At 72.5% G+C, this 26,477-nt stretch carries 18 protein-coding genes and 1 tRNA gene; 9 read left to right on the forward strand and 10 right to left on the reverse strand.

The window, feature by feature from the left end:
• Positions 1-196: 196 nt before the first annotated feature.
• A complete protein-coding gene (locus AS594_RS19980; RefSeq protein ID WP_069928333.1) occupies positions 197-940 on the reverse strand; it encodes a GOLPH3/VPS74 family protein in 744 nt (247 codons plus the stop codon).
• Between the two features lie 208 nt (positions 941-1,148).
• Here AS594_RS19980 and AS594_RS19985 point away from each other — a divergent pair, with 208 nt between their 5' ends.
• Entirely contained in the window at positions 1,149-4,043 is a 2,895-nt protein-coding gene (locus tag AS594_RS19985; protein WP_069935182.1) for a serine hydrolase, read from the forward strand.
• A gap of 158 nt (positions 4,044-4,201) precedes the next feature.
• Positions 4,202-6,196 (forward strand): hypothetical protein, encoded by a 1,995-nt coding sequence (locus tag AS594_RS19990; protein WP_079148154.1) that lies wholly within the window; start codon positions 4,202-4,204, stop codon positions 6,194-6,196.
• A 108-nt stretch (positions 6,197-6,304) separates the two neighbouring features.
• Here AS594_RS19990 and AS594_RS46220 read toward each other — a convergent pair whose 3' ends face one another.
• From AS594_RS46220 to AS594_RS47270, 5 genes are read right to left on the reverse strand one after another with little or no spacing between them, the layout of a single operon-like run.
• On the reverse strand, positions 6,305-7,582 hold the full coding sequence (locus AS594_RS46220) for an extracellular solute-binding protein (protein ID WP_069928334.1): 1,278 nt from the start codon (positions 7,580-7,582) through the stop codon (positions 6,305-6,307).
• A complete protein-coding gene (locus AS594_RS46225; protein ID WP_069928335.1) occupies positions 7,579-8,616 on the reverse strand; it encodes a hypothetical protein in 1,038 nt (345 codons plus the stop codon). Before AS594_RS46225 ends, AS594_RS46220 begins: the two co-directional genes overlap by 4 nt.
• Entirely contained in the window at positions 8,613-10,028 is a 1,416-nt protein-coding gene (locus AS594_RS20005; RefSeq protein WP_069932472.1) for a VWA domain-containing protein, read from the reverse strand. The genes AS594_RS46225 and AS594_RS20005 overlap by 4 nt, the downstream gene beginning before the upstream one ends.
• Positions 10,025-12,532 carry a tetratricopeptide repeat protein gene (locus AS594_RS20010; RefSeq protein WP_069932471.1) on the reverse strand — a complete coding sequence of 836 codons (2,508 nt, stop codon included), beginning with the start codon at positions 12,530-12,532 and terminating at the stop codon, positions 10,025-10,027. Before AS594_RS20010 ends, AS594_RS20005 begins: the two co-directional genes overlap by 4 nt.
• Before the next feature lie 32 nt (positions 12,533-12,564).
• Positions 12,565-14,598: a S1 family peptidase gene (locus AS594_RS47270; RefSeq protein ID WP_079148151.1), complete on the reverse strand. Its 2,034-nt coding sequence runs from the start codon at positions 14,596-14,598 to the stop codon at positions 12,565-12,567.
• A 57-nt stretch (positions 14,599-14,655) separates the two neighbouring features.
• On the opposite strand from AS594_RS47270, the gene AS594_RS45425 reads away from it, so the two are divergent.
• Together AS594_RS45425 and AS594_RS20025 are read left to right on the forward strand one after the other, a co-directional pair.
• The gene (locus AS594_RS45425) at positions 14,656-15,123 is read left to right on the forward strand and encodes a trypco2 family protein (RefSeq protein WP_176733109.1); all 468 of its coding nucleotides are present in this window, start codon (positions 14,656-14,658) and stop codon (positions 15,121-15,123) included.
• A 342-nt stretch (positions 15,124-15,465) separates the two neighbouring features.
• Positions 15,466-16,452 (forward strand): adhesin, encoded by a 987-nt coding sequence (locus AS594_RS20025; RefSeq protein ID WP_240509056.1) that lies wholly within the window; start codon positions 15,466-15,468, stop codon positions 16,450-16,452.
• Between the two features lie 86 nt (positions 16,453-16,538).
• Here the strand turns inward: AS594_RS20025 and AS594_RS20030 are convergent, their stop codons facing one another.
• Entirely contained in the window at positions 16,539-18,041 is a 1,503-nt protein-coding gene (locus AS594_RS20030; protein ID WP_069928340.1) for a VCBS repeat-containing protein, read from the reverse strand.
• Positions 18,042-18,313: 272 nt separating this feature from the next.
• Here AS594_RS20030 and AS594_RS20035 point away from each other — a divergent pair, with 272 nt between their 5' ends.
• On the forward strand, positions 18,314-18,655 hold the full coding sequence (locus AS594_RS20035) for a deoxyxylulose-5-phosphate synthase (protein ID WP_069928341.1): 342 nt from the start codon (positions 18,314-18,316) through the stop codon (positions 18,653-18,655).
• A gap of 44 nt (positions 18,656-18,699) precedes the next feature.
• Here the strand turns inward: AS594_RS20035 and AS594_RS20040 are convergent, their stop codons facing one another.
• A complete protein-coding gene (locus AS594_RS20040; protein WP_167368035.1) occupies positions 18,700-19,794 on the reverse strand; it encodes a DUF1152 domain-containing protein in 1,095 nt (364 codons plus the stop codon).
• 103 nt (positions 19,795-19,897) lie between these two features.
• On the opposite strand from AS594_RS20040, the gene AS594_RS20045 reads away from it, so the two are divergent.
• Positions 19,898-20,362: a DUF6082 family protein gene (locus AS594_RS20045; protein WP_069932469.1), complete on the forward strand. Its 465-nt coding sequence runs from the start codon at positions 19,898-19,900 to the stop codon at positions 20,360-20,362.
• Between the two features lie 345 nt (positions 20,363-20,707).
• On the opposite strand, the gene AS594_RS20050 is transcribed toward AS594_RS20045, so the two are convergent.
• A tRNA-Arg gene (locus AS594_RS20050) sits at positions 20,708-20,780 on the reverse strand.
• 294 nt (positions 20,781-21,074) lie between these two features.
• Here AS594_RS20050 and AS594_RS20055 point away from each other — a divergent pair.
• Positions 21,075-22,409, forward strand: coding sequence for an MFS transporter (locus AS594_RS20055; RefSeq protein ID WP_069932456.1), 1,335 nt, complete (start codon positions 21,075-21,077; stop codon positions 22,407-22,409).
• 39 nt (positions 22,410-22,448) lie between these two features.
• Positions 22,449-24,143: a class I adenylate-forming enzyme family protein gene (locus AS594_RS20060; RefSeq protein WP_069932455.1), complete on the forward strand. Its 1,695-nt coding sequence runs from the start codon at positions 22,449-22,451 to the stop codon at positions 24,141-24,143.
• Between the two features lie 63 nt (positions 24,144-24,206).
• Here AS594_RS20060 and AS594_RS20065 read toward each other — a convergent pair whose 3' ends face one another.
• On the reverse strand, positions 24,207-25,517 hold the full coding sequence (locus AS594_RS20065) for a M6 family metalloprotease domain-containing protein (RefSeq protein ID WP_069935183.1): 1,311 nt from the start codon (positions 25,515-25,517) through the stop codon (positions 24,207-24,209).
• A 286-nt stretch (positions 25,518-25,803) separates the two neighbouring features.
• Between AS594_RS20065 and AS594_RS20070 the strand changes: the two genes are divergently transcribed.
• On the forward strand, positions 25,804-26,460 hold the full coding sequence (locus AS594_RS20070) for a TetR/AcrR family transcriptional regulator (RefSeq protein WP_069928346.1): 657 nt from the start codon (positions 25,804-25,806) through the stop codon (positions 26,458-26,460).
• Positions 26,461-26,477: the final 17 nt, after the last annotated feature.

A 26,477-nucleotide genomic window follows, 5' to 3' on the forward strand; every position in this document is an offset into this window, starting at 1 on the left:
CCCAGGATGGCCTGGACGACCGGTCCGCCACCCCGCGCGCAGCGGTGCGGCTCCCGAACCGGGTCTTGGGGACGTCGGTGCGGCGTTGGTCGTACGGGTGCTGCTCAGGGTGCTGCCCTGCCGCGCGGCGCTTTGCTCGGCGCTTTGCGCAGCCCTTTGCTCGGTGCTCTGCCCGGCGTGTTGTCCCGTGCCTCGCTCAGTGCGCCGGGACGCGTGCCATGGCGTCGCGGCGTGACGGTGCCTGCCGCGGTTGCGACTGCATCGGTACGGCCGACTGCGGCCGGCCACCCGCTGCGGGTGCCCGGCGCGGCTGGGCGGCCACACCGTTCTGGACGTCCATCACGGCGTGCGCCACGAGTCCGCCCATGGGGTCGTGCCTGATCAGATCCCGGAGCCGGGAGCGTGATGAGCGCCCCTCGTTGCCGGGGTAGAGGTGCTTGCCGAGCCCCACTGCGTGAGCGAGCGCGGCGAGCGCCGCGGTCCGCGGGTCCGGCGGTACGCCGGTGCGGATCGCACTGTCGAGCCGGGACCTGATTTCCCGGCAGATCACCGATTCCGTCGCCTGGTAGCGAGTCGTCGGCAGCACTCCGCACATCTGGCCCGCCACGGCATGCACCATGCCGCACCGCTCCAGATGCGAGAGATATGTCTGGCGGAGCCCCAGCCGGGGCCCGCCGATCCAGTGGACCGCCCGTACCGGGCTGCCGCGCCTGCGCAGCAGTTCCAGTGCGGAGTCCAATGTCGGATCTCCTGTCGGCCGTGCCATCACCACGGCGATACGATCCCCGTCTGGGGCTATCCGTCCTGCCAGAGCCAGCTCTACTAGCTGTGCCCCGGCCAGGCCGAGGTCGAGCGACTGCGGCTGCGCTGTGGTACCCGTTGTCGGGTCCAGAGCGAGCAACAGAAGCTCTTCCGGAAGTGTTCTGCGGCTCCTGCCCATCCATGCCTCCCCGCGTGGATGAATGACAGGGTGACCCCTCTCACATTCATCTGTCGAGAGCGCCTGGGTGCTTCGTACGGGAACCGGCAGGTATGTCGTTCTCGTCTAGCGAGGAAGGCCGGGGTCTCAGACAGGACACTGGTACATGGTTCGGACATCGGACCGCGGACAGCGGGCGTATGCGCGGGCGCGTATGAAGGAGGCATCGGTGGCGGGCGAGTCCCCCGACAAGTCGGAGCAGCGGAAGTCGTCGGGGGAGACGGCCCCGGGCGAACGCGATCCGCGGCTCGCCGTTTTCCGGGAAGCGGCCGCGCGGCGGCCGGAGCCCGGAGGCAGCGACCGCGTGGACCAGCCGACGGCGGTCTTCAAGCTGCCCCCGGAAGCGTCTCCTGTGCCCCCGGCGTCCCCGGCGACCGAGGCCGGCGCGGAGAGCACGGAGAGCGCGGAGAAGCCCGAGGGCGACGCGCGACTGCGGGCGGCGGTGGCGGCGTGGGTGGCCACGGCGGACTCCCCGGAGGACGCGCGGGCCGCGGCCGAGGACGGGGCGTCCGGGGCTCAGGACGCCGGTGCGGGCCGCGACGGCGCCGCTGAGGCCGCCGAAGCCGGGACACGTGCCGACGGGCGCCCTGAGGGCGCCCGGGCGGCCACGGCGCCGGAGGCGGGCGCGGACGGCCCCGAACAGCCGTCGGAGGCTCCTGGCGCGGACGACGACGCGAAGACCACCGGTGCGGGTGGCGAGGCCGCCGCGGACAGCGCCGGACCGGCGCTGCCCAAGCCCGCTGCGGAGCCGCTGCCGGCCGCCGGGGCGTCGGCGCGGGCCGAGCGGACGGAAGGCGTGACCGCCGCGGACGAGGACGCGGAAGGCGAGTCCGCCACGGACGAGGACGCCGGGGCCGGGTCCCGGTCCGGCGACGACGCGCCGGGTGCGGGCCGTGACGGCGGCCCGTCGGACAGCGACACGGGCGGCCTCCGCCGCGAGTCGGCCGGCGAGGCGCGGAGCGCCGCGCGCGAGCCGGAGCCGGCCGAGGCGGAAGCGCGCGTGACCGATGCGAACGCGAACACGGACGCGGACGCGGACGCGGACGCGGACGCGGACGCGGATGCCAATGCGAATGTGAAGAGCCCCAGTACGGCTGCCGCGTCCGGTGCCGCAGCCCCGCGTGACGCCGAGGTCTCGACGCCCTCGGACGGCACGGACGACGGCACGGACGAGGACACGACCGGCGCCGACGACGCGCCCGCGACCGGCGCGGACGCTCCCGGTACCGGCCGGGTGCCCGCATGGGCCGACAGCGGCGTGGGCGGTGGTCGTACGAGCCGGGCCGGTTCCGAGGCTGACGCGGCGCCTACCGGCGTGGATTCTCCCGGTACGGGTCCGGCGGCCACGAAGGGCAACGCCGGTACGGGCGGTGCCGGCGCAGGCCGGGCGGCTGCCAAGGCCGACCCCGGCACCGACGCAGACACCGACACCGGCACATCGACCGGTACGGACGCGGCTGACGACAGTGGTGAGCAGCCGCCGAGTGGTGGCGGCAGTGGCGGCGGGGTCGATCAGGCCACCGCCGTCTTCAAGGCCGTGCGGCCGCGTCAGGCCGTGGATCAGCCCACCACGGCCCTCAAGGCCGTCACGCCCGAGTCCGCCGCCGAACGCACCAGCAAATTCGTTCCTCTCAAGCGGGACGACATCCGCCCGCCGGCCGGCAGGCCGCGCAGCACCCCCGCCGCGTCCACCTCCGCTGCACCCCCCGCACCCGCACCGGCCGCCACCCCCGCCCCCGTGCCGGAGGCGGAGCGCACGCGGCAGCAGCCGCTGCCGCCGAAGCCGCCGCTCGACCTGCTGGCCGAGCTGACGAACACCCCGCCCCCGCCGGAGACCCCGGTCAGGACCGCTGTGCGGCGGGTCAAGATCTGGACGCCGCTCGTTCTGCTCGTGGTGATTGTCTTCACGGTCGTGCAGTTCCTGCGGCCGCTTCCTCCGCCCACCCTGGCGCTGACGGCGGAGCCGACGTACACCTTCGAGGGCGACGCGCTCGACATGCCGTGGCCCGAGGAGGGCCAGTCGGCCGTCGAGGTGCAGGGTGTCGGCAGCATCGGCACGCACGGGGAGCAGAAGCCCTGGCCGATCGCCAGCGTCACCAAGGCGATGACGGCTTACGTGATCCTCAAGGAGCACCCGCTCACGGGCAACGAGACGGGCCCGAAGATCACGGTCGACGCGCAGGCCGAGAAGGAGTCCAAGTTCAAGGAGGAGTCGACCGCCAGCATCCGTGAGGGGCAGCAGTTCACCGAGCGGCAGATGCTCCAGCTCCTGATGGTCCCCTCCGGCAACAACGCGGCGCGGCTGCTGGCCCGCTGGGACGCCAAGTCCGAGGAGGAGTTCGTCCGGAAGATGAACGACGCCGCCAAGGACCTCGGCATGAAGAACACGACGTACACCGACCCGAGCGGCCTCAAGGCCACCACGGTCAGCACCGCGACCGACCAGCTCAAGCTGGCGAAGGCGGTCATGGAGAACGACGTGTTCCGCGAGATCGTGAACCTGCCGGAGGTCGAGATCCCGGGCATCGACGGAAAGATCTACAACAACAACAACATCCTGCTCCAGCCCGGAGTCAGCGGCATCAAGACCGGCTCCTCCACCCCCGCCGGCGGCAACCTGCTGTGGTCGGCCAACACCGTCGTCGACGGCAAGGAGCGCCGGATCGTCGGCGCGGTGATGGGCCAGGAGGACGCCACCACGCTCGACGGCAAGCTCCAGCTCGCGATCAGCAGGAGCCTGAAGCTGATTCAGGCGGCCCAGCGGGACGTCACGTCCGCGACCGTCGTGAAGAAGGGCGAAGTCGTCGGTTACGTCGACGACGGGCTCGGCGGGCGGACCCCGGTCGTGGCGACGAAGAACCTGAAGGCCGTCGGCTGGCCGGGCCTGAAGGTGGAGCTGACCATCTCCGACGCCGGGAAGCCGCTGCCGCACACCGCGAAGGCGGGCGACGAGGTCGGCCAGGTGACCGTCGGCTCGGGACCCGGTCAGGTCAAGGCGCCGGTCGCGCTCAAGAACGACCTGGTCGAGCCGGGCGTCGGGGCCAAGCTGACCCGCGTCGGCTGATGACAGGGCGATGAGCCCAGTGCTGCCGCCGGACGCGGGAACCGGCGGCAGCGCGGCGGGCGACGCGTGTTAGCGTCCGGGCAACCAAGGGGCGCGGGGGCGGCGTCCCTGTGCGTGTCGGGGGTTGTTGGTACCCGGGGGAGACGGGGAGAGCCGTAATGACCACCGCTGAGCCCATGCGCGCCGAGGGCGGGGACGGCGACGGGGACGACGCCCGGCGCCACGGCCGTACCTCCGGCACGCGCAGCGGTTCAGAGGCCGCTGTACGGCCGAACGCGGAACGAGGCCCGGAGCCGGCCCCCGAGCCGAGCACCCGGCCGGGCCCCGGACAGAGCACCCGGCCGGCCCCCGGGACACACCCCGGGCCGGCCCCCTCGACCACCGCCGGGCCGGCCCCCGCGACCATCGTCGCCCCCGCCCCGGGCGAGGGCGACGACCGTCCGCGCCGCCTCGTGCGGCACCCCGTGACGGTCGCGACGGTCGCCGCCGCGGTCGTCCACGTCGTGTGGTTCTTCTTCTTCGCGAACAGTGGCGGCGACCTCGCCGCACAGGACGCCTGGGCCGAGTTCGTCGGCCGCCACCCCGACTCCGCGTACAACCTCGCCTGGTACGGCGGGATGCACCCGGTGTCGTACAGCGTCGTCTCGCCGTACCTGATGTCGGTCCTCGGGGTCCGTACGACGATGATGATCGCCGGCACCGTCTCGGCCGCCCTGACCGCGCTGATCCTGGTGCGCGTCAAGACGGTCCGCAACCCGATGTGGTGCGCGCTCGCCGGGGTCTTCGCCTTCCTCTGCAACGCCTTGTCGGGCCGCGTCACCTTCGGCCTCGGCACGATGTTCGCGCTCGGCGCGGTCGCCGCGGTGTTCTGCTGGCCGCGCCGCTGGGCGGCCAACCGGTGGGCGAAGGCGGCCGTCGCCGCGCCGCTGGCCGGGCTGGCCACGGCGAGCAGCCCGGTCGCGGGCCTGTTCCTCGGCGTCGTCGCGGCGGCACTTTTCCTCAACAAGCGCCGCCCCGGGGCGTACGCGCTCGGCGTCGCCCCGGTCGTCGTCGTCGCCCTGTCGTCCTGGCTGTTCCCGTTCTCCGGTACGCAGCCGATGTCGGTCGCCACCGCCTCGCTGCCGTTCCTGTACGGCGTCCTGGTGTTCGTGCTCGTACCCGCCGACTGGAAGACGGTCCGCGCGGGAGCCGCCGTGTACGCCGTCGGGGTGCTGCTGACCTGGCTGATCGACTCGCAGATCGGCAGCAACGTCTCCCGCCTGCCGATGGTGTTCGCCGGCGTCGTGCTGCTGGCGGCGCTGCCGTTCACCGCGCCCCGGACGTTTCGGTGGTACGCCCTCGTCGTGGCCTTCGCCGGCCTCAACGTGTGGATCGGCTTCAAGAGCGTCGACGACATCATCCGTACGGCGCCCACGGCGTCCTGGACGCGCGAGCTGGCGCCGCTGGTCAACCAGTTGCAGGAGGTGGGTGCGGAGAGGGGCCGGGTCGAGGTGGTCCCGGCCAGCAGCCACCGGGAGGCGTCGGCGCTCGCTCCGTACGTCAATCTCGCGCGCGGCTGGAACCGGCAGGCCGACATGGAGCGCAACCCGGTCTTCTACGACGACACGCTGCACCCCGACACGTACCGCGAGTGGCTGGACCGCTGGGCCGTGCACTACGTCGTCCTGCCCACGGGCGCCCCCGACAAGAGCGGCGCCACGCAGGAGTACGAGCTCGTGCGCGACGGCCAGCCCTACCTGGAGCGGGTCTGGTCCGACGACAACTGGCAGCTCTTCCGCGTCGACGACCCGACGCCGCTGGCCGACCCGCCCGCGACGGTCGACCGCGCGGGCGCGGGTGAGCTGACGATCCGGGTGAAGAGCGCGGGCCGGGTGTTGATCCGCATCCCGTACTCGCCGTGGCTGGGCCTGGTCGACGCCGAGGGCGAGCGCGTCGAACCGCCGAGCGAGACGCCGGAGTCGAAGCTGCGGGGCCGGGAGCCCCGCACGTACACCAATCCGAACGGCTGCCTGATGAAGGCCGACGAGGACGCGGCCGGCGACGAGTGGACGCAACTGCTCGCGCCGAGGCCCGGCGTGTACCGCCTGGCGGCCCCCTACGGCCTGACCCGCGGCACCGCCTGCCCGGAGGAACTGCGCACCCAGCAGCGGTAGCGGTAGCGGGGTCCGGCCGCCGCCAGGTCGGAGAACGCCCGGTCAGCCGCTCGTCTGGGGCCCCGTCAAGGGCCGGTCGGGGCCCGTCTGCGGCCCGTCCGGCGCCCGTCATGGGCCCGTCGGCTGCCCGGCGAGGGACGGCCCGCCCGGCGGCGCCGCGCAGACCGACGGAATCCGGGGCGGGCCCAGTTCCTGCTGCCGCCGCGTCTCGTCGTCGAGCTGCTGGAGCAGGCCGTCCAGCAGCTCCTCGTCATCCGGAGCCGCGAGGAACTCCAGTACGGCGCGGTAGAAGGCTCCCCGTACCCCCGGCGGCATCGCGTCCGACGCGTCGGCGCACAGCCGCTGGGCCCCGGTCAGCGTCTCGTTCACCGAACGGTTCGCCCAGGCGTCGCCGTACGTTCCGGCGGAGACCGGGAAGAACGGCCGGTTTCGTTCCGGCACGGCCCGCGCCCAGGTGGCCCGCGCCTGGTCGCCGGTGAGGAAGGTGAGGAGCGTCCGCGCGCCCTGCGAGTCGCTGAACAGCGCCGCCATGTCGCCCGCCACCTCGTACGCGCCCCGGTCGTTGTCGAGCTCGGCGATCGCCTCGGTCGTCGGGACGTACGTGATGTCCTCGCCGTACAGCCGCCGGATGAAGCTGCCCTGGTGCTCGCGCCGGCAGCCGTCACCGGACCGCTTCAGCAGCCCCTTGCCGTCGTTGCCGTCGAAGTCGTTGCCGAAGGCGGCGTCGGCCCGGGACCCGATCAGCCGGCCCCAGGTCTCCCACGCCGCGCGGACCTCGTCGCTGGTCCAGGACCGCTGGCCCGTCGCCCACTCCTCGTAGACGGCCGGGCCGGACTTCTGGAGCAGGATGTCCTCGATCCAGTCGCTGCCGGGCCACCCCGTCGTCGCTTCGGAACCCACCCCGACGCACCAGTCGCCGCGCTGCGGCGCACGTCCCGGGTAGTGCCAGACCACGCTCTTGAGGTCGACCTTGACGGGGGTCCAGTACGTGTTCTTGCGTCCCTGGACGGTGAGTTCGGGAGCCCACGGTTCCGGGGAACGTTCGCGGACGTTCTCGGGAAGCGGTTTGAGCACGCCCCCGTGCGCGTATTCGGTGAGTTCGCCGAGGCTGTTCAGGATGGCGATGTCGGGCGGCGATCCGGCCTGCACCTGGGCGAGCAGCGTCTCGCGCAACGACGTCGTGCCCTGGTAGTCGTACGCGACCCCGTACTTCTTCTCGAACTGGTCGAGCACCGTCTTGAAGCTCTCCTCCTCGTCACCGGTCCAGGGGCCGAGGACGCTCACGGCCGGCGGTGGCGGCTCGGCGCAGGCGGCGGAGGTCAGGGCGAGCCCGGCGAAGAGACAGAGGGCGATGAGCGACCGGAGCGGGCGAAGGGGACGGTTCACCGGTTGCCTCCCGTACGGCGCCGGGGAACGGCGTACTCCAGGAGGTGCGACTGGAGTGTCCACAGGATGACCCCCGCCATCAGTACGGCCGCGAGCGGAATGAACGCGGTCCCCCGGGCCCAGGTCGCGGTGTTCCCCTGCCGCACGGCCCGGTCCATGCGGGACTCGGCGGCGGCGATGGCCGTCACCTGCGTGGTCGGCGGGTCCGCCGGTTCCAGCGTGGCCGCCTCGTGCTGCACCGTGGTCTGGCTCGCGTGCGCCTGCCAGGTGCCGAACGCCAGGACGGGAACGGCGGCCAGCAGCAGCGTCACCGCCGCCAGCGGGATGCTCAGCCGCATCCGGAAACGCCGCCGCAGGAACACCTGCGTTCCCACCAGACGTATGCCGAGCAGCACACAGGCCGCGACCGCAACCGGCCAGGCCAGCAGCGGGGCCGCGCCCCAGTCCTCCTGGTGGTCCAGCGCCTTGTTCTGCCGGGATTGGAGTGCGGCGATCCGGTCGAGGATGCCGGAGTCGGCGACGTACATCATCCTCCGTGCGTACGAGAGATTGGCGCTGCTCAGCTCCGGCCGGCTCGACTGCGTCCAGGCCCCGTCGATGCGCAGGGCGTAGCTGTCGACGAGGCCGGACACGATGCGCAGGGTCTGCCGGTCCTCGCGGTTCAGCGCGCCCGTGGCCGCGGCCCGCCCGAGGCTGCTCTTCGCCTCGGCCACCTGCGTCCGGTACTCCTCGCCGCGGGCCAGGATGTCCGGCCATTCGGGGTGGAGGGCCCGGTAGTACAGGTGGTCGACGGCCGTGTTGTGGGCCTGCTGGAGCGAGGTGTGGGCCTTGGCCAGTTCGACGACCGCGGGGGCGGTGCGGTCGCGGATCGCCACCGAGTCGCTGTGCACCTCGTCGTACGCGCCGAAGAGCGCCGCACCGCCCACAACGGTCAGCGCGAGCAGCCAGACGAGCTGGCGGCGCAGGTATCCGACGGTGCTGACGCCGTCGGCCCCGGTCGCCGAACGCCAGAACCGGCGTGTCAGGTCTGTCATTCCCCGTCCTGCGGCTCTCGCCCGGGAAGCGGCCCGGACGTTGGTTCCGGCTGTGCTTCCGGTTGTGCTGCCGGCTTCGCCGGCCTCGGCAGCATCGTGCTCTGGGAGCGCAGGACCATCGCCGACTTGATGTCGAGCGGCCGGATGTCGGGGCGGATCTCCACGTGGCCGGCCGCCGCGTCGATGATCCGTACGACGTCCCCGAGGCGTTGCAGCATGGGCTCGTTGCCCATCGCGTGGGCACGGCGCACGGCCTCGCCCCAGGCGGCGCGGGCCCCCGCCGCGTCGCCGGCGCGCTGGGCGGCGCGGCCCTCTTCGAGACCGCGGACGAGGGCGTCGTGGTGGGCGTAGTGCGCGACCTTGGGGTCGTACGTGCTGTAGAGGTCGCGGTGGTGCGTCCAGTGGACCAGCAGCGTCCGTGCCGGGGGGAGCAGCGGCTCCGGCGTGGCATCGTCCTGCGACGGCTCCCGGACCACCTTCAGGTCGGCCAGCCACAGCGCCCGGTCGACGGGTTCCCGCGGCGTACGGGCAGCGGCGACGCACACCAGGTACTCGCGGGTCTCGTCGCCCCAAGGCGGCGTACGGAACTCCAGGCACCGCTCGCCGGCCCTCATCCGCTCGGGGAGCAGGTCACGGCGCGTGGGGTGGACCTGCTGCACGGTGAGCGGGTCGCTGCCCGGGCGGTGGGTGAGGCGCAGCCGCAGGCCCGTGAGGTGCCGGCCCGTCGACTCGGCGGTTACGGCGCGGAACTCGCCGGGCAGTGCGTCGAGATCGCGTACGGCGTCGGCCCTGCCGTCGAGGCCGTCGGCGACGAGCTGGAGCTCGTCGGGGTCCCAGTCCTCGCCGACGCCGATGGTGTCGCAGGTGAACAGGCCGGAGCAGGCGGCGAGTTCACCGGCGAGCGCGGCCGGCTGTTCGTGCTCGTTACGGCCGTCGCTGAGCAGCAGGGCGTGCCGGACGGCGGGTCCGGGCCTGCTCACGAACAGCCGGCGGGCGAGAGCGAGCCAGCTGCCGATGGCCGTGCCGCCGCTCGGCACGAGACGGGCCACGACGTCCTGGGCTTCCTTGCGGGTGGTGGCGTCGGCGCGTACGAGAGCCGGCGCGTCGGGGCGGGACGGCGGGGGATAGAGCAGTTCGGCGGTGTGGCGTCCGGCGACGATCGCGAAGTACGTGCCGTCGGGCAGCGCGCCCACCGCCTCCGCCGCCGCGTCCTGGGCGGCCCACAGCTTCTCGCGCGGGTGGCCCATGGAGGCGGAACAGTCGAGGAGCAGTACCTCGGCCCTGACGGGCGACGCGGGGGCCGCCGCCCCTTCACCGGCCGTCGGCAGCTTCACCGTCACGCTCACCACGCCGCACATGCGCGTCCCGCCCTCGGCCCCGCGCTCCACGGAGACGTAGGGCTGCTGGCTCACTTCGAGGGAGACGACTCCGGCTGCTGGAGCTCCTGCGCCGCCTTCCACGCCTCTCGCATCGTCCGCACCTGCTGTGCCGTCCTGAGCCATGCGTGCTCCTTGTGTGTCCAGCGCAGTGGCCGAATTCCGTTGGCCAGGTCGAGCAGTGCGTGCGCCCGCACGTCCCCGGCCTGGTGGGCCAGTCCCCTGTACGCCTCTTCCAGGCGTCTGCGCAGCCTGTTCTCGGTCAGCTCCCCGTCCTGGACGCGCTCGCGCAGTTCCGCCAGGCGCCGGGCTCCGCCGTGCGCCCTGGCCGTACCGCCCGGCGCCCCGCCCCCCGAGCCCTCCACGCCGTCGGGCGCCCCGCTCTCCGAGCCCTGCACGCCGTCGGGCGCTCCGCTCTCCGAGCGCTTCAGGCCGTCCGGCGCCCCGCACAGCCAGTCGAGGACGACCTCCCTGATGTGCGTCTCCAGCCGCAGCACCGCGTGCCGGTCCGTCAGCCCCTCCTCCTCCTGCAACTGCGTGACGCGGGCCAGCGCGGTGATGACGGACTCCAGGGGTGGCGGCGCGCCGTCCGGGGGCCGCCGGCCGGCCAGGATCCGTACGACCGCCGTCCGCGCGGCCGTGCGGTGCCGGGAGTCCTTCGGCACGTGCTCCAGGATGTCCAGGGCCTTCTCCCGTTCCTCCCGGGCCAGGTGGATCCGCGCGAGGCCGAAGGCCGCGCTGCCCAGGGAGTGGTTGCGCAGCCACACCGCCTCGTAGTAGTCCCTGGCGCGGTCCGGTTCGCCGAGCCGTTCGTGGCAGTACCCCAGGGCGAGCTTGGGGGCGTACTCACCGGGGAGCGAGTCGTAGACGAGGTCGAACTCCTCGCGGGCCTCCGCGATCCGGTCCTCGCTGAGGTGGAGCAGCCCGGCGTGCCAGCGCAGCCGCCAGTCGTGCGGGGCCATGTCGCCGACCCGGGCCACGGCCAGGTCGAGTTCGGCGCGTGCCCGCTTGTGGTGGTGGCCGCGCTGCCCGGTGCGGCGGACGGAAGCGCGGCGGGCCTGGTCGAGATGCAGACGGCAGCGCAGAAGGTGCAGTTCCGTCGACGGCCGCCAGTCGGCGAGCAGTTGCAGCAGGCCCGGCGCGTCGTACGAGATGCGGGCGAGGGACGCCGCCTGCGGGTCGTCGGGGTCGGTCTTGGGCACGGGCAGGCCCGCCGCGACCTCGTCGGCGGAGGGACGTGCCGCGTTCAGGGGCAGGCGGTGGGTGCCGTACGCCCAGCTGTCCAGGGCGGGAGCCGCGCCGAGACCGCCGTCGAGCGCGGCCGACGCCGGTTCGAAGAGCCGGGAGGGTTCGAAGGTCTCCGTACCGAGCCGCAGGGAACGCAGTTCCCGGATGACGCCGCGCAGCTGGAGCGACATCTCGGCGGCCGTGGCGAAGCGTTTGCGCGGCTCCTCGTCGGTGGCGCGGGCGAGCGCGCGGTGCAGGGACTCGGCCCCGAGGCCCCGGGCCGGATGGTGCGCGGAGTCGGCGAGCTCCCGCAGGGTGACACCGACGCTGTAGAGATCGGAGTACGGGTACGCACCGCCGTCCTCCCCGACCTCCGGGCCCTTGTAGTGGTCGGTGTACGGCCCCGCCGCCCCGAACTCCCGCACCCCGCCCACGTCGATGACCTTGATGCCGTCGCCGCAGTGCATGACGTTGTCCGGCTTCATGTCGCCGTAGACCTTGCGCTCGTGCGTGTGCAGATAGCCGAGCGCGTCGAGGATCCGGATTCCGTAACTCACGATGAACTCGTGCACGCGCGGGCCGGCGAACGGCTCCTCGTCGCGCGCGATCCGCTCGGCGATCTGGTGCAGCGCCATGCCGCCCGCGAACTCCATCACGATGTAGTCGGTGCCGGTGGGGCGGTGCGTCGCGTAGTTGATGACGCGGATGATGTCCTTGTGGTTGAGGTCGGTCAGATGCCGGCGCTCGCGCAGCGCGACCTCACGGGCCAGCGAACTGTGCGGATTGCGCAGGCCCTTGAGGGCGACGGGCCGGTTGTAGAGCTGCGCGTCCTCGGCGAGATAGACCCAGCCGAGACCGCCGTGGGCGATGGGCCCGACGACGTGGTACTGGTCGGCGAGTACGTCGTCGCAGGACAGCTGGGGCTGGAGCGCGTACGGCGTGCCGCAACTGCACCGGCCCTCGGCCGTCACGACCCCGATCAGCTCCGTGCAGTCCGGGTTGCCGCACCGCATGACGTGCGAGGACGGCTGGTCCACGACGGGTTCGACGAGCAGGGCGGGGTCGGGGACCTTGACGACCGGCAGGTCCATGAGGCCGTCGCCCGCGCTGGAGAGCACGAAGCGGGCGGCGTCGGCGGCGCGCTCGGCCGCCGCGTCCGCTGCCGCCTTCCGTGCCGCTGCCCCGGTGTTCCGCGTCGCACCTACCCTGGCTGGGCCTTCCCCGACCGGTGCTTCCGCTTCCGCTTGCGCTTGCGCCTCCGGCTCTTCGTCGACGGGAAGGCCGGTGAGATCGCAGAACCCGGTTTCGGTCACCTGCCCGGTGCAGCCGGGGTGCGGACACGCTCTCACTTGTCCCCCTTCGTGCCGGTGCGGGCCGCGAGCACCTTGCGGACCTCCCGCGCGAACCGGTCGACCGCCGCCGCCGCCACCGGCAGCTCGCACGGGCCGCCGGTGAGCAGCCGCTGCGCCTCCTGGTGCGGGGCGGCCGCCGCCTCGGCCAGGCCGTGGGCGGCGAGGCGCGCCTGGTGCCCGTCGAGCAGGCCGCGCAGCTCCTGGTGCCGGGCGAGCTGCCTGGTCAGCAGCCGGTGGGCGGTCTCCGCCTCCAGCAGCGCGGTTTCGGCGTTCCTCTCGACGTACGACAGCTTGACGAGGAAGCCGGTCGTGCCCTGCCGCGGATCGCCCTCCAGCCGGGCCGCCTTGATCGCGAGGTCGGGGGCGTAACGGCGGACGGTCGGCAGGGGGGTGACGCAGGCCGCCGCTCGGCGCCGTAACTCCCGGGCGGACTCCTCCGTGCGGGCCAGCGCCCCGATGCGCAGGCCGACGCGCTCCAGCCATCGCTGGGGGCGGTCCGGGGCGAGGAGGCGTTCGTACGTACGGTGCAGGGCGGGGGAGTCGAGCTGCCGGAAAACCAGCAGGAGCCGCCCGCCGGCCCGCACCAGCGTGTGCAGCAGCTCCACCGTCTCCAGCGGCCGGAGGGCGTCGTCCACCCCGCGGACCACGGTGGTCAGCGGCAGGGCGCCGGTCTCGATGCGCGCAGGCAGGGGCAGCAGGCCGGGTCCGTCGAGCGCCATGCCCTCGGCGACCTCCTCGATGATCTGCGCGGGACTCTTGCCGGCGACGTCCAGCGCCAGGTCGAGGCTGCCCGCACGGGGCGCCGTGCCGGTGTGGTCGCGTCCGGGCACGGCGACGGAGGTGCGCGGAGACTGCTCGCGGTCGGCGAGGGTGAGGGTGGTGCGCAGGGCGAGGGCGGCGTCCTCGTCCTCGTCCCGTACGAAGGTGATCTCCACATCGGCCATGTCCTCTTCACCCGCCAGCCAGCGGGTGACCCAGCGCGCGAACCCGAGGTCGGACACGGGGCGGCGGGGCCTGTGGGGGGCAGTGGCGTCGGCGGCGTGGGTGGGACCAGGGGGGCCGGTTGGGCTGTTGGCGGCGACGGGATGCGCGGGGTGGGTGGGAGGGGCGGAATCACTGGGGCTCGCGGGATTACCCGGCCCGGCGGAATCACTGGGACGTGCGGGATCGGTGGGGCTTGTGGGACCAGCGGTATCGGCAGCACCGGCCGTACCGGCGGTATCGGCAGGTCCGGCCGTACCGGCAGGTCCGGCGGTATCGGCAGGTCCGGTGGGAACCGGGACGAGGACCGCCGGACGGGCGGCCAGGGTGGCGGGGTCGACGCTGAGGCTGGCCGGCACCGGGGGCCGGCCGCTCACGAAGCGCTCGCGCACGAGGTCGAGGTGCTTGACGATCGTGCCGGTCGGGATCATGTAACCGTGCCGGTAGTGCACGCCGTCGCGTTCGGAGTCGAGTTTACTGACGACGATCCCGATGACGCGATGGGTCGCGTTGTCGACGACTCCCGCGCCGCTGAAGCGCCGCAGCAGGGTGTCGGCCTCGGTGACCGGATCGATCTGCACCCACTCGTCGCCGGGCCCGCCCGGGCCCTTGATGAGGGCCTCGGACCACTTGCCGCCGGTGATCCTGGAAGGGTAACCAGCGAAGTGGACGCGGCGGTTCCAGATGGTCGGCATCCGGTGGAGGGTGGCGTGCGAGACGACCGGCGGCGGCCCGTCGAGCCGCAGGAGGGCGAGATCCCCGCTGTGGTCGTCGGCGCGGGGAACCCAGTGGTTCGGTACGACGGCGGCGCGCAGACACCCGGCGCCGCCGGCGGCCCCGGGGAACTCGACGGTCACGGACGGCTGGGGGACGTCCGTTCCGTAGATCCGGATGACGTGGGCGCAGGTCAGCACGAGCCCGTCACCGAGCAGCACACCGGCTCCGAGCACTTGGCCGCGCGGGCTGCTGCGGATCCGTACACGCCAAGTCTCAAGATCCGTACGGAAGTTGGTCTCTAATCCGGCTCCACCGATCGACTCCCCCATGCTGTACCAGCATAGTCGCGGTAGGTGACAATGGGGCCTTGGCGGCAGTGGGGGGATGTGAGCACATTGAACGCCGAAGGCGAGACACAGGGTGCGGAACTGGCGGATGTGATCAGCCAGGTACGCGCCGAGCTGGAGAAGGCGCAGACCCGGGGCAGGGAAAGCGACCTGCGCTTCCGGGTGGAGAAAGTGAACCTGGAGTTCGAGGTCCAGGTCCGCCGTGAGACCGGGGGCAAGGGCGGTCTGCGGATCGGCGTGGTCACGGCGGACGTCGGCAGGACGACGGGGAACGACAGGACCCACCGCATCAGCGTGGAACTGCAACCCCGCAACCGGGACGGCGGCGGCACAGTGGACGTGGGCGGCCCGGACCGGGCGGCCGGACCGGTGGATTCGGGCGGTCAGGACGACGCGGGCGGTACGGAGGAAGAGGGCGGCCCGGACGACGCGGGCGGTCCGGAGGGAGAGGGTGGCCCGGCGGACGCGGGCGGCGAGACGGCCGACGCGCCGCGCGAGGACGGCTGAGGGGCGGGGCGCGGGCCCCTTCTCGGGGCAGCCCGCGCCCCAGCCCCGCCACCGGGCACGGCGTGCCGCACGGGGAGGCGTGCCGCACGGAGGGGGCGGGCGCACCACAGTTCGGGTATTCGTGCCCGGCCTCTGTCTCGCCGTCGTCGGCTCATGCATAGTGGGTCCCTTGGCCACAGGGCCGACGACTTCTGAGGACGATCGACGGTCCGGACGCTTCGCGCTCGCGAGCCACGAGCCACGAGCCACGAGCCACGAGCCACGAGCCACGAGCCACGAGCTACGGGCACGAGGCGCGATCTGCGATCCACGATCCATGAGCTCGGGTGCGAGAAGGTGCGCATGGTGTGCGAACAGTGCGGTGGCGTACGCAGGGGTGCGCTCCCGGGCATGGTCTGCCCCGGCTGCGGGGGCGACACGGGCGAAAGCCGCCTTGCGAGCGGGGCCTGGATCGCCCGGGAGACCGCGGCGGGACGCCTGTCGACGCTCTCCCGTCCGCGAAAGGCGCTGCTGGCGACGGCGGTTGTCCTCGCCCTGGCCGTCCTCGTCACGTCGGCCACGCTGCTGGCCGACGCGGACGGCGGCAGCGGCGGCGGTACGGGCGACCCCGTGGGCAACGCGGACGACCTCGCACGCGGCGTACCGACGCGGATCGGCCCGACCGGCCCGCCCGAGGCCCCGGCCGCACCGCCGCCCGGCGCGAGCCGGACGCCGGGACCGAGCAGCCCGGCCGCCACGTCCCGCCCCCCTGCGAAGACCCCACGCGTACCCAAGAACCCCAAGAATCCCAAGAACCCGCCGCCGCCCGCACGTCACCCGTCCTACACGGCGTGGGCGGGACCGGGCTGTTCGGCCGGCCACTACGAGGAGTTCGGCCGGTTCGAGAACGGTGACGCGGGCTGGTACACGGTCGACTCCGGCGGCTTCGACGGCGGTTCCTGCGACGGCCGGTTCAGTGCCGTCCCCATGTCGGGCGCCCCCGACAAGGACCGCGGCAACACCGCGACCTGGTCCTGGCGGGTCGGTGACGGCTTCGAGGAGTGCGCGCTGGCGGTGTACGTACCGAAGAGCGCCCGCGACGTGGACGTCGCGGGCGACCCCACGTTCTACCGGCTGCTGGCCGACCCCGACGACAACGAGTCGTCGTACGCTGCCTTCGCGGTCCGCCAGACCGACCACCGGGGCGACCTGGTGTCCGTGGGGAGCCACGAGGTCAGGGGAGACACCTTCGCGGTCCAGATGATCGACCGGGGCCGCGACTGGGGGGACGACGACCGGGTCGGCGCCCACCACGCGGCGGCCCAGATGAAGATCACCTGCCGCGCGTGACGGCGATCCGCCGGCCGCGCGCACGTACGGCGATCCGCCGGCCGCACGCACGCACAGCGCCCGGCCGGCGGGCGACGAAGTCTCTCCTACTGGTCGCCCGACCGGGAGATGGTCGACGTCGCACGGGAGTTGTGCAGGCCGCCGCCGAACTGCGGGAGGCCCGCCCAGAAGCCGAGGGCATCGGCGGCGCCGGTGTGGAACGCGCCTTCGACGACGACCTTCCTGCCGTCGGAGGGCAGTGTGGTGACCATGCCCTGGCCCGCGTTGGCGTACCGGGAGCCAATGGTCAGGTCGGCCTTCGCGTCCCCGTTGAGGTCGGACAGCAGTACGTCGCCGCCGAAGCGGGCGCCCAGCTGGTGGACGCCGGGCATGTCCGGGAGCAGGTGGTGCAGGTTCTGGACGGCGGAGGTGTCGATCCCCTTCGCCGTGCCGCGCAGCACGACGACCGTGCCGACGTCACGGAACGTCGAGTGGGTGAGGGCGAAGCTCTCGCGCGGCGTGCCGATGGCGAGGTCCTTCCTGCCGTCACCGTCGATGTCACCGACCGAGACGGCGTCGCCGAACCGCTCCAGGCTCTCGGGCTCGCCGGGGATGGCGCCGGTCGCCTGGTCGATGGTCTGGGTGCGTCCCGAAGGGCCGTTCGGTGACCCGTAGTTGATGATCACCTTGCCGGCGGCCCGGCCCTTGGGTCCGGCGGCGGCCCACCAGACACCGGTGACGAGGTCGCCGTAACCGTCACCGTCGAGGTCACCGATCGCGCCGCTGATGCCACCGGGCAGCAGCTTGGCGCTGGACGCCTTGAGACCGCCCTCGGCGCCGGGCAGGTAGTAGTTGACGTTGTGGTGCTTGCCGCCCGAGACATTGCGGCTCTGGCCGTCGACGACGAGGTCGGTACGGCCGTCCTTGTCGACCTTGCCGGCGGTGAGATTGAGAATTCCGGCCTTGATGCCGCTGTGGATCGGCATGGCGACGGACGACTTCCGGCCCGGCGTGCCGTCCTCGGCGATGCCGTGCGAGAAGATCCGCAGGGTGGCCGAGGCGGAGCCGACGGCCAGGTCGGTCCTGCCGTCGCCGTCGAAGTCGCCGGCGGCGAGCGACGCACCGAACCGGCCCTCGTCGACGGGCGCCGGGTTCGGCACGTTCACCCCGCCGGACAGGCCCTGCGGGGAGCCCCAGATGATCTGGACGAGGCCGGAATTGACCGCGGCGCCGGTGTCCTCCTTCGGCGTACCGACCGCGAGGTCCGTGTACCCGTCGGCGTTGAAGTCGCCCGGCGCGGTGGCCGCGCCGAACAGGTCGGTGGCCTCGCCGGAGCCGGTCACGCCCGGGGTGTCCTGGCTGATGAGCGTGCGTCCGGTGAGGGAGGGGCCGGTGGCGGAGCCGTAGAACGCGACGACGGCGCCGGCGCCGTTGCCCGCGCTCCCGGCCCCGGGCGCGGAGACCACGACGTCGCTGAAGCCGTCCCCGTTGAAGTCGTTCTCCACCTTGGGCGCGGCAGCCCCCGCCGTTCCGGCGGCCACGCCCAGCAGCCCGCCGGTCAGCGCAGCGGCGGTCGCGACGGCCAGGGCAGTTCTGAAACGCTTGTGCACAGTGAGTTCTCCAGGTGCGGTGCGTAAGGACGCGGTGATCACAGAGGAGACCCGCAAACGTGTACGAAGGTTGTGCAACATCGAGTCCGGTCCGGTCCGACTCGTAACGTCGAGGCCGGTCCGGTCCGACTCGTAACGTCGAGTCCGGTCCGGTCCGACTACCGCGGCAGCCGACGTCCGTGGCGAGCAGCCCAGAGCGCGGCCGGGCCGGACAGCTCCCAGCCGTCGGGAAAGCCGTGGAACCGCTCCTCCGACCGCTCTAGGCTGACGGCATGTTCGGCCACGCGAGGACTTCCTACGTCTGCCTGCCCTGCCGGGCCTCGTACAAGCAGGCGTACCCGGCGCGGTCCGGTGATCACGAGCGCCGCTGTCCCGGCTGCGCGGAGCCGCTGATCCATGTGGGTTCTGCCTTCGCCCCGCCGTCCAAGCGGGACCGCGAGGGCTGGCGGGTCCTGTCCGTACTCCTGAACGCCGGAATCCGCTTCCACAAGAGCTGCTGCGGCGGCCCCGGCTACCGGCCGCGCACGCTGCGGGAAGTGAAGGAGCGCATGGCGTACGCGCAGGCCACGGGGGAGCCGGTCGCCAGAGCGCTCGTACGCAGAACACTCCCCTAGCCGGCGCGGACCGAAGGACCGGCCTCGCACAAGGCGGTCGCTTCTCAGACCTCGGCCGGGATGTGCCACAGCGGGGACTGGTACTGCTCCGGGCGGATGCCGAGAAGCAGGGCCTGGAGGTCCGGGCGCTGGGTGCCGTTGAGGCCGAGGGCCTCGGTGAGCCTGCCGAAGGTCGCGTGGGTGATGCCCCGGCTGCGGGCCTCGGCCTCGAAGCGGTCGAGCCGGCGGAGCGTGGACTCCGGGGCGAGCCTGTGGTCCGGCCGGGAGCCGAGCCGCATAGCCTTGTCGCGCTCGTCGTCGATCTCCGAGAACCCGCAGATCTCGCGGCTGTACTGTTCGGCCTCTTCCAGGCTTACGGTCGCGAGGACGGCTCGGGCGAGCCGATTGCGGTTGAGCGCGTCGTCCAGTCCGGCTTCGTGGATCGTGGGGCTGTCCCCGGTGAGCGGGACGGGCCGGCCGGCGCCCACGACCTCACACAGCCCGCGTACCCCTCGGGCTGTGCCCGCGAGCATCGCCGCCGCCTCGGACGGGTGCCACTCCAGGACCCGTCCGGCCGGCTCGACATGCTCGGCCGTGAGGGTGAGGACCGCCGGGCCCATGCGGTTACGCAGGACGTCGGCGGGAAGCTCGCCGTCGAGGCCGGGGCCTGCGACGAGCAGCCGTACGGGGGTGTTGACCCGGCAGCAGGCGGCGAGCGTCAGGGCGTCGGCCAGCGGGCTGACGAGAGTCGGCTCGTCGCCCCGGGCGAGGATGTCACCGCCGACGTCCAGGAGGTCGATCGATTCGAGAGCCAGGTGCTCGGTGAGTTCTTCGAGCTGGCGGGCGATGCCCTCGGCCCCGTGGTGAGGGTCGATGAGGGCGAAGGTGTGGGGCAGTTCGGCAGCCAGCCTGGGCAGGGTCGACCCTGCGGGTGCCACCGCCTCGGCGCCGGCCGGCACGGCCCGCACGCTTCTGGTGATCGGACGGAGCCCGGTGAAATTGCCCGGCCCCCGTGGACCGGGCACGCGGTCGATCAGGAGGCGGTCCCAGGCGTACGTGAGAACCAGGGCCGGGCTCTGTCCGGCGTACAGGGCCGCGTCGAGCATCACGGCGGCGACAGCGTCGCCCCCGCCACCGGCTGCCACGATCAATCGCGTCACCCGCCTCAGCGTACGGCCTGTCGTGCCCGACGACCGGGATCGTTTGAGGTGGCCCCGCGCCTGGGCAGTCAGTCATGGAAGCCGTTTCAACGGGGGGTTGAACGTGAATCAAGCCATCTCGGTCATCTCGCTTGCCATTTCCACTGCCGCGCTCGTCATTATCGCGATTTCACTCAGCTATCAGTCTCGGCAGACGCGAATGTCCCAGGACGAGAACATGAGGGCGCACCACAGAGAACTTGTACACATGTCGATGAACGACCCCTCCCTGCGGCCCTGCTGGGGCGAGGGGACACCTTCTGGATCAGAAGAGAGACAAAGACAGCTCCTGTTCTCGAATCTCATATTTTCCTGGTACTACTCGGCCTACATGACGAGGGATGTCAACGATGCGCAGCTCAAGGTAAATCTCGACACATTCTTTCGTGGAGAGATCGGCAGGGCGTATTGGAGTGCGGCCCGGTCGGGGTGGGCGGACCTGACGAATGCCGTGGAGGCGAAGAGGAAGAAGAACTTCCTGGCCGTGGCCGACAGCTGTTACGAGTCTGCCGGGGCGCGGACGTCCTAGGGACCCAGCCCTTGAGGGCCGACGGTCCAGCGGGGATGTGCTTGGCGCCGAAGCCTCACCCTCCGACTCGGCGCCGCACCCAGAACGTGGCCTCGGCCCCGGCGACGTCCGGGTGCCCGGCAGCGCGCTCGCCGTCGCGACGCTGCGACTGCGTCTGTCACAGACAGTCGCCCTGCTCATTGCCCCTGATTCCCGCCCCGACCGATGCCGGACACGCGGGGAGGGTGACCGTGCTCCGCCGGGACCACGGGCCGGACCGCTGTCTACGGACGCCAGATCACGAAAGAGCCCTCCCGTTGTATGAACGGAAGGGCCCTTGATTCCTCTGACCGGCTGACCGACCTGTGCCCCCGGCAGGATTCGAACCTGCGACACCCGCTTTAGGAGAGCGGTGCTCTATCCCCTGAGCTACGGAGGCCAATGCGTGTGGCGCCCCGTGGAGGCACCGGTCCACAGGGTACCGGATGGGTGCTCGTGCGGGCGCAGCATTGGGGGCCGGGCAGCGTTCGTGGTCTTCCCGGTCGCCCGGCCGGTCCCGCCGGGCGGCCAGGAGGCCCTTACGCGGTGTCCGTCGCCGTGATGGACTCGCCTCCGCCCGCCCGGGTTTCGTACGCATCCCGAGGGGCGGGCCGCGCTGATCCGCGCGGCCGCACAGACCGTGCGCCACTCCACTCCGAGGGCGTCGTCATGACTTCGAACCAGGGGGCCGGCAGTGCTCGAACTGCTCAAGGACCGGACGTACATACGCTATTGGCTGGCCGTTGTCGCGTCCTTCCTCGGTGATGCCATCACCAAGATCACGCTGATCTACGTCGTGGCCACCGAGACCTCGGATCCGGTCCTGTACGTGTCCCTGGTGGTCATCGCCCAGCTCCTGCCCTCCGGCGTGCTGGGGGCCTTCGTGGGCCCGCTGGCCGACCGTTTTCCGGCCCGTGGGCTGATGGTCGGCTCCGACCTGGTCCGCGTCGCGCTCGTCCTGGCCATGATTCCGGTCCGCGATTCGCCGCTGCTGCTGCTCGTACTGATCCTGCTCACCGGCATCGCCAAGGCGTTCTTCGAGACGGCCCGGATCACCGCGATCCCGTTGATCGTCCGGGGGCACAGCATCCCGACGGCGGTGGCTCTGTTCCAGTCCTCCAACCACACGCTGAACCTCGTGGGCCCCGCCCTGGGCGGTCTGCTCCTCGCGTTCGGCAGCGTCTCCGCCGTCTTCGTCATCGACGCGGCCACCTTCGTGATCTCCGCGGTGCTGCTGGGCAGCATGGCCGTACTGCGTGAGGTGCCGGTCCCCGGCCCGGACAGCGGCCGGGAGTCGTACTGGAAGTCGCTGGGCACCGGCATCTCCGGGGTGCTGGCCGTCCCCTCGCTGCGCTTCCTCGCGGTCGTCCTCGTACCGGTGATGCTGGTCCTCGGCCTGTTCACCACCAACCTCAACTCCCAGCTCCTCGGCGTCTTCGACCTGTCCGCCTTCAACTTCGGCCTGGCACAGGCGGCGTTCGGCGCGGGCTGCGTGATCGGGGCCCTGACCGGCCCGCCGCTGGTACGCCGGTTCTCCGACCGGCGGCTGCTCATCGGCTCCATCGTGCTGTTCGGGGTGTCCCTGCTGCTCCTCGCCCCGACCGGCCGGCTGCGGGACACCCTCGGGGTGGGCGTCGTACTGGCCTGGTGCCTGGTGGCGGGCGTCGGCTCCGGTCTCTTCCAGGTCCCGGTGGCGAACACGCTGATCAGCGACCTGCCCGAGGCGTTGCGCGGGCGCGGCGTCGGGCTGCTCAACGCCCTGATGGTCAACTTCACCATCATCGGGGTCGTCCTGGGCGGCCTTGCCGCCGACCTGCTGGGGATCACCGTCTCCATCGTCGTGGCCGGCGGGCTCCTGCTGCCGGCCGCGCTGGCGGTCGCCTGCCGGGGTGCAGGTCGGGGGCGTAGTGGAGTGCGTGCGGGGAGTGGGGCGCCTGTGGGGAGTGGAGAGGCCGGGCAGGGGGAAGCGCCCGGACGGGAGAAAGATGGTGGATGCACCGACCTTGACGCGGAGCGGCACCCGGCATAGCGTCCGGGGTGCTGAGCAAGCGCTTGGAGAGGTCCGTCCGTGCCGAACAATGATCCGCTGCGCGCCGCCGAAGCCGCGCTGACCGCCCTCGGGGCGCCCTTCGAGGTCGTGCGCGCGGAGGACGGCAGTCCGCTGTACGCCGGCGGGCCCCGGACGCTGCGCGAGTTCGTCGAGGCGACCTGGGCGTACGGCGACCGGCCCTTCCTGGTCGCGGAGAGCGGGACGTACACGTACGGCGAGTTCTTCGCCGCGGCCTGCGCGCTGGCCCGGCGGTTCACCGGGGAGTTCGGGCTCGTGCCCGGGGACCGCGCCGGCATCGCCATGCGCAATCACCCCGAATGGCAAGTGGCCTTCTGGGCGACCCAGTTGGCCGGTCTCGTCGCCGTACCGCTCAACGCCTGGTGGACCGGGCCGGAACTGACGTACGCGCTCGACGACTGCGCGCCCCGCGTGCTGCTCGTCGACGGCGAGCGGCTGCCGCGCGTGGAGCCCTGGGCCCGGGGGCGGAAGGACCGCCCTCGGGTGATCGTGTTCCACGGCGACGCGGGGGAGTGGGGCGAGGAGTACGAGGCGTACGAGGGGATCCGGGCGGCCGACCCGCTGCTCGGGCCGCCCGACGTGGACGTGCGCCTCGAGGACGACGCCACGATCATCTACACCTCAGGCACCACGGGCCGGCCCAAGGGCGCCGTGGCCACCCACCTCGCCCAGGCGGGCGCCGCCACGCACCCGCGCTTCCACGCCGCGCTCTCCGCACTCGGGCGCGGGCAGATTCCGGGGCAGGGGCCGGCCCCGGTGTCGCTCATGACGTTCCCGTTCTTCCACGTCGCGGCCTTCACCGCGCTGTACTCCGTCATGGCGGCCGGCGGCACCCTCGTCCTCATGCGCAAGTGGGACGCAGGGCGGGCGCTGGAGCTGATCCGCGAGCACCGCGTCACGCACTACGCCGGCGTGCCGGCCACCGCCCTCCAGCTGCTGGACGCCGCCGAGGCCGCCGGGGACGGGCTGGAGAGCCTCACCATGCTCAACACCGGCGGGTCCGCCGCGCCCGCCGGCCTCGTCGGGCGGCTCACCGCCCGGTACGGCGGGCGCGTCGAGCCGCGCAACGGCTACGGGCTCACCGAGACCTGCGGCGGCGTCATGGCCAACTTCGGGGCGGCGTACCGCGCGTACCCCGGCAGCGTCGGCAGGCCCGCACCCGGCACCGAGGTCCGCGTCGCCGGGCCCGGAGGCCAGGCCGTGGCCGAGGGCGAGGTCGGTGAGCTGTGGCTGCGCGGGCAGTCCCTCATCCGCGGGTACTGGAACGACCCCGATGCCACCGCGCGGGCCTTCGCCGACGGCGGCTGGTTCATGACCGGTGACCTCGCGACCGTGCGCGACGGCCGCGTCAGCATCGTCGACCGGATCACGGACATGATCGTCCGGGGCGGCGAGAACGTGTACTGCGTCGAGGTCGAGAGCGTGCTGCACGCCCACCCGGACGTGCTCGAAGCGGCCGTGCTCGGCGTCCCGCACCCGGTGCTGGGCGAGGAGGTCGCCGCCGTCGTTCGGATGCGGCCCGGCGCCACGGCCGGTGCGCCGGAGCTGCGCGCGCACGTCGGCGAGCGCCTCGCCGCGTTCAAGGTGCCCGCCCAGGTGTGCGTACGGGACGAACCGCTGCCCCGCAACGCCACCGGGAAGATCCTCAAGCGGGAGCTGCGCGCCACCGCCGGGCCCTTCGTCAGCGGCGGGTGATCCGCGGGGCTGTCCCTCGTCAGCGGCGGGTGACGCGGACGCGGACCCGGAAGTTGCCCAGGGTCAGCGGCGGGTGACGCGGACGCGGAAGTTGCCGCGCTCGTCCTCGTCCGTCACGGCGATTCGGACGCCGTGCTGACGGTCCCGGAACGTCTCGCCCTCCTCGAACGGCGCGTCCGACAGCTCGGCGTGCACATTGGGCTGCCGCGTGCAGCCCCCGCTGTCGCGCTCGCTGTCGGCGACGGTCACCGGCCCGTTGCCGGTGTCGACGTCAGCGTCGACGCGGTAGACCAGTACTCCCGGCTTGCAGACGGCGTCGTCGTTGCCCGCCCGGATGCGGACCTCGACGGCGTACCCCGTCGTCTCCGTCAGGGGTACGAACACGAGCTTCGCCCGGCCCTCGTGCCCGTCGCGGGAGGCGAGGGGCGCCAGGAGGTGCTCGGTGGTGCCGCGCTCGGACGCGCAGCGGATCTGTGCGCTGTCCAGCCAGCCCAGCTTCCACTTGTGCCAGCCCAGCAGGTCGTTGTTGGCCCCCCAGTCCTCCGACATGATGTCCCAGTGCCCGACGGTCCCGCCGCCGTCCACGGTGTAGAGGTCCGGCAGCCCGAAGACGTGGCCGTTCTCGTGCGGCAGCACCCGGAAGCCCGTCTCGCCGTAGGAGCCCGATCCGTCGTCCTGGCGGCTGTAGACGAACGAGGTGTTGGCCAGCGGGACCCCGTCCGCGCGCGGCGCGTCGTCGTTGCCGGAGAAGGTGACGGACAGGACGGTGTCCAGGGCCGAGGGCCCGGCATTGGGCGTGACCAGGATGTTCACCAGGTCGTATGCCCGGAAGTTCACCCGGTCGTCGGTCTCCGCGATGATGTCCTGGACGAGGCTGCGGTAGCCCGGTTCGTACGGTGAGCCCCGGTCTATCCCGTACGCCGCGAAGGGCAGCGGCATCCGTACCCAGTCGGTGAACGGGGTCACGGGGCGGTAGCGCAGGCGCCCGTACGAGCTGGTCGTGAACCACTTCGTCGTCTGCGGGAAGAACTCCTCGAACCGGTCGCGTGCCGGGCCCTTCCCCGGCGCGTCCGAGAAGTCGATCATGAGGGTGAGGGCGCGTACCTCACCCGTCGAGCGGGCGAAGCCGGGCGGTGTCGGGAGCCCTTCCGACATCTGTACGCCCATGGTGCCCGTGATCCGGCACGGTCTGAGGGCGGCCTCGTCGACCACCGAGACGGCCTGGTCGCCGGCGCCCACCGGGCCGGCCGACGCCTCGGAGCCGTTGTTGAGCGGGGAGCCGGCGGAGGTCACGGAGGTGAGAGCCAGGCCGGTCAGGACGGCGACGCTGACGATGTGGCGGGGCTTGCGTATCCGGGGGCGGGTCTGCTGCATAGATTCGCCTTCGGGGTCCGCGGCAGTCGGCCGTCCCTGACTGCTCTCGTTCGATCACCCTCTGCCGGGGGCCGTCCGGGCGCCCGCTGGGTGGCCCGATCGTGGGAATTTCGGCCCGGTGCGTGATCCGGCTCACATGTGCGCCTTCGGGAAATAACCGGGGACCGTCTCCCCGTTTATGCCTGTGTTCGCCGAAGTGGGGAAACGATCCCCGGTTACGTACCTGAGTCGCATGCCGCACGCCGTACGCACGCGACCGCACCGCCTACGCCCGAGAGGAAGCGCCGTGGCCACCGTCACCCGCACCGGAACCGCTCAGCGCAATGCCCCGCGCCCGCGGGCCGACGCCGTGCGCAACCGGGAGCGGATCGTCGCGGCCGCGCGCGAGATGTTCGTCGAGTTCGGCCCCGAGGTGCCGCTCGACGAGATCGCCCGCCGCGCGGGCGTCGGCAACGCGACGCTGTACCGGCATTTCCCCGACCGCGACGAACTGATCCGCCACGTGGTCGTCTCCGTCATGTCCCGCACCACGGACCGGGCGGACGCGGCGACCGCCGAAGAGGCCGACCCGTTCGACGCGCTGCGCCGCTTCGTGCACGCCGCCGCCGACGAGCGCATCGGCGCGCTGTGCCCGATGCTCGCCGACGGCTTCGACAAGGAGCACCCGGAACTGCTCGCCGAGCGCGCGCGCCTCGAACACGCCGTCGACGGCCTCATGGAGCGCGCCCGGCAGGCGGGCCGGCTCCGCGACGACGTGGCCGTCGGCGACCTGATGGTCGCGCTCTCCCAGCTCACCCGCCCGCTGCCGGGCAGCGCCTGCGTCAACTTCGACCAGTTCGTGCACCGGCACCTGCAACTCTTCCTCGACGGCCTGGAGGCACCGGCGCGCTCCGTTCTCCCCGGCTCTCCCGCGACCTTGGAGGACCTGCGCCGGGAGTCGTGACTCCCGCCTCACTCGGC

It is taken from the genome of Streptomyces agglomeratus (assembly GCF_001746415.1).
In the GTDB taxonomy this organism is placed as follows: Bacteria; Actinomycetota; Actinomycetes; order Streptomycetales; family Streptomycetaceae; genus Streptomyces; species Streptomyces agglomeratus.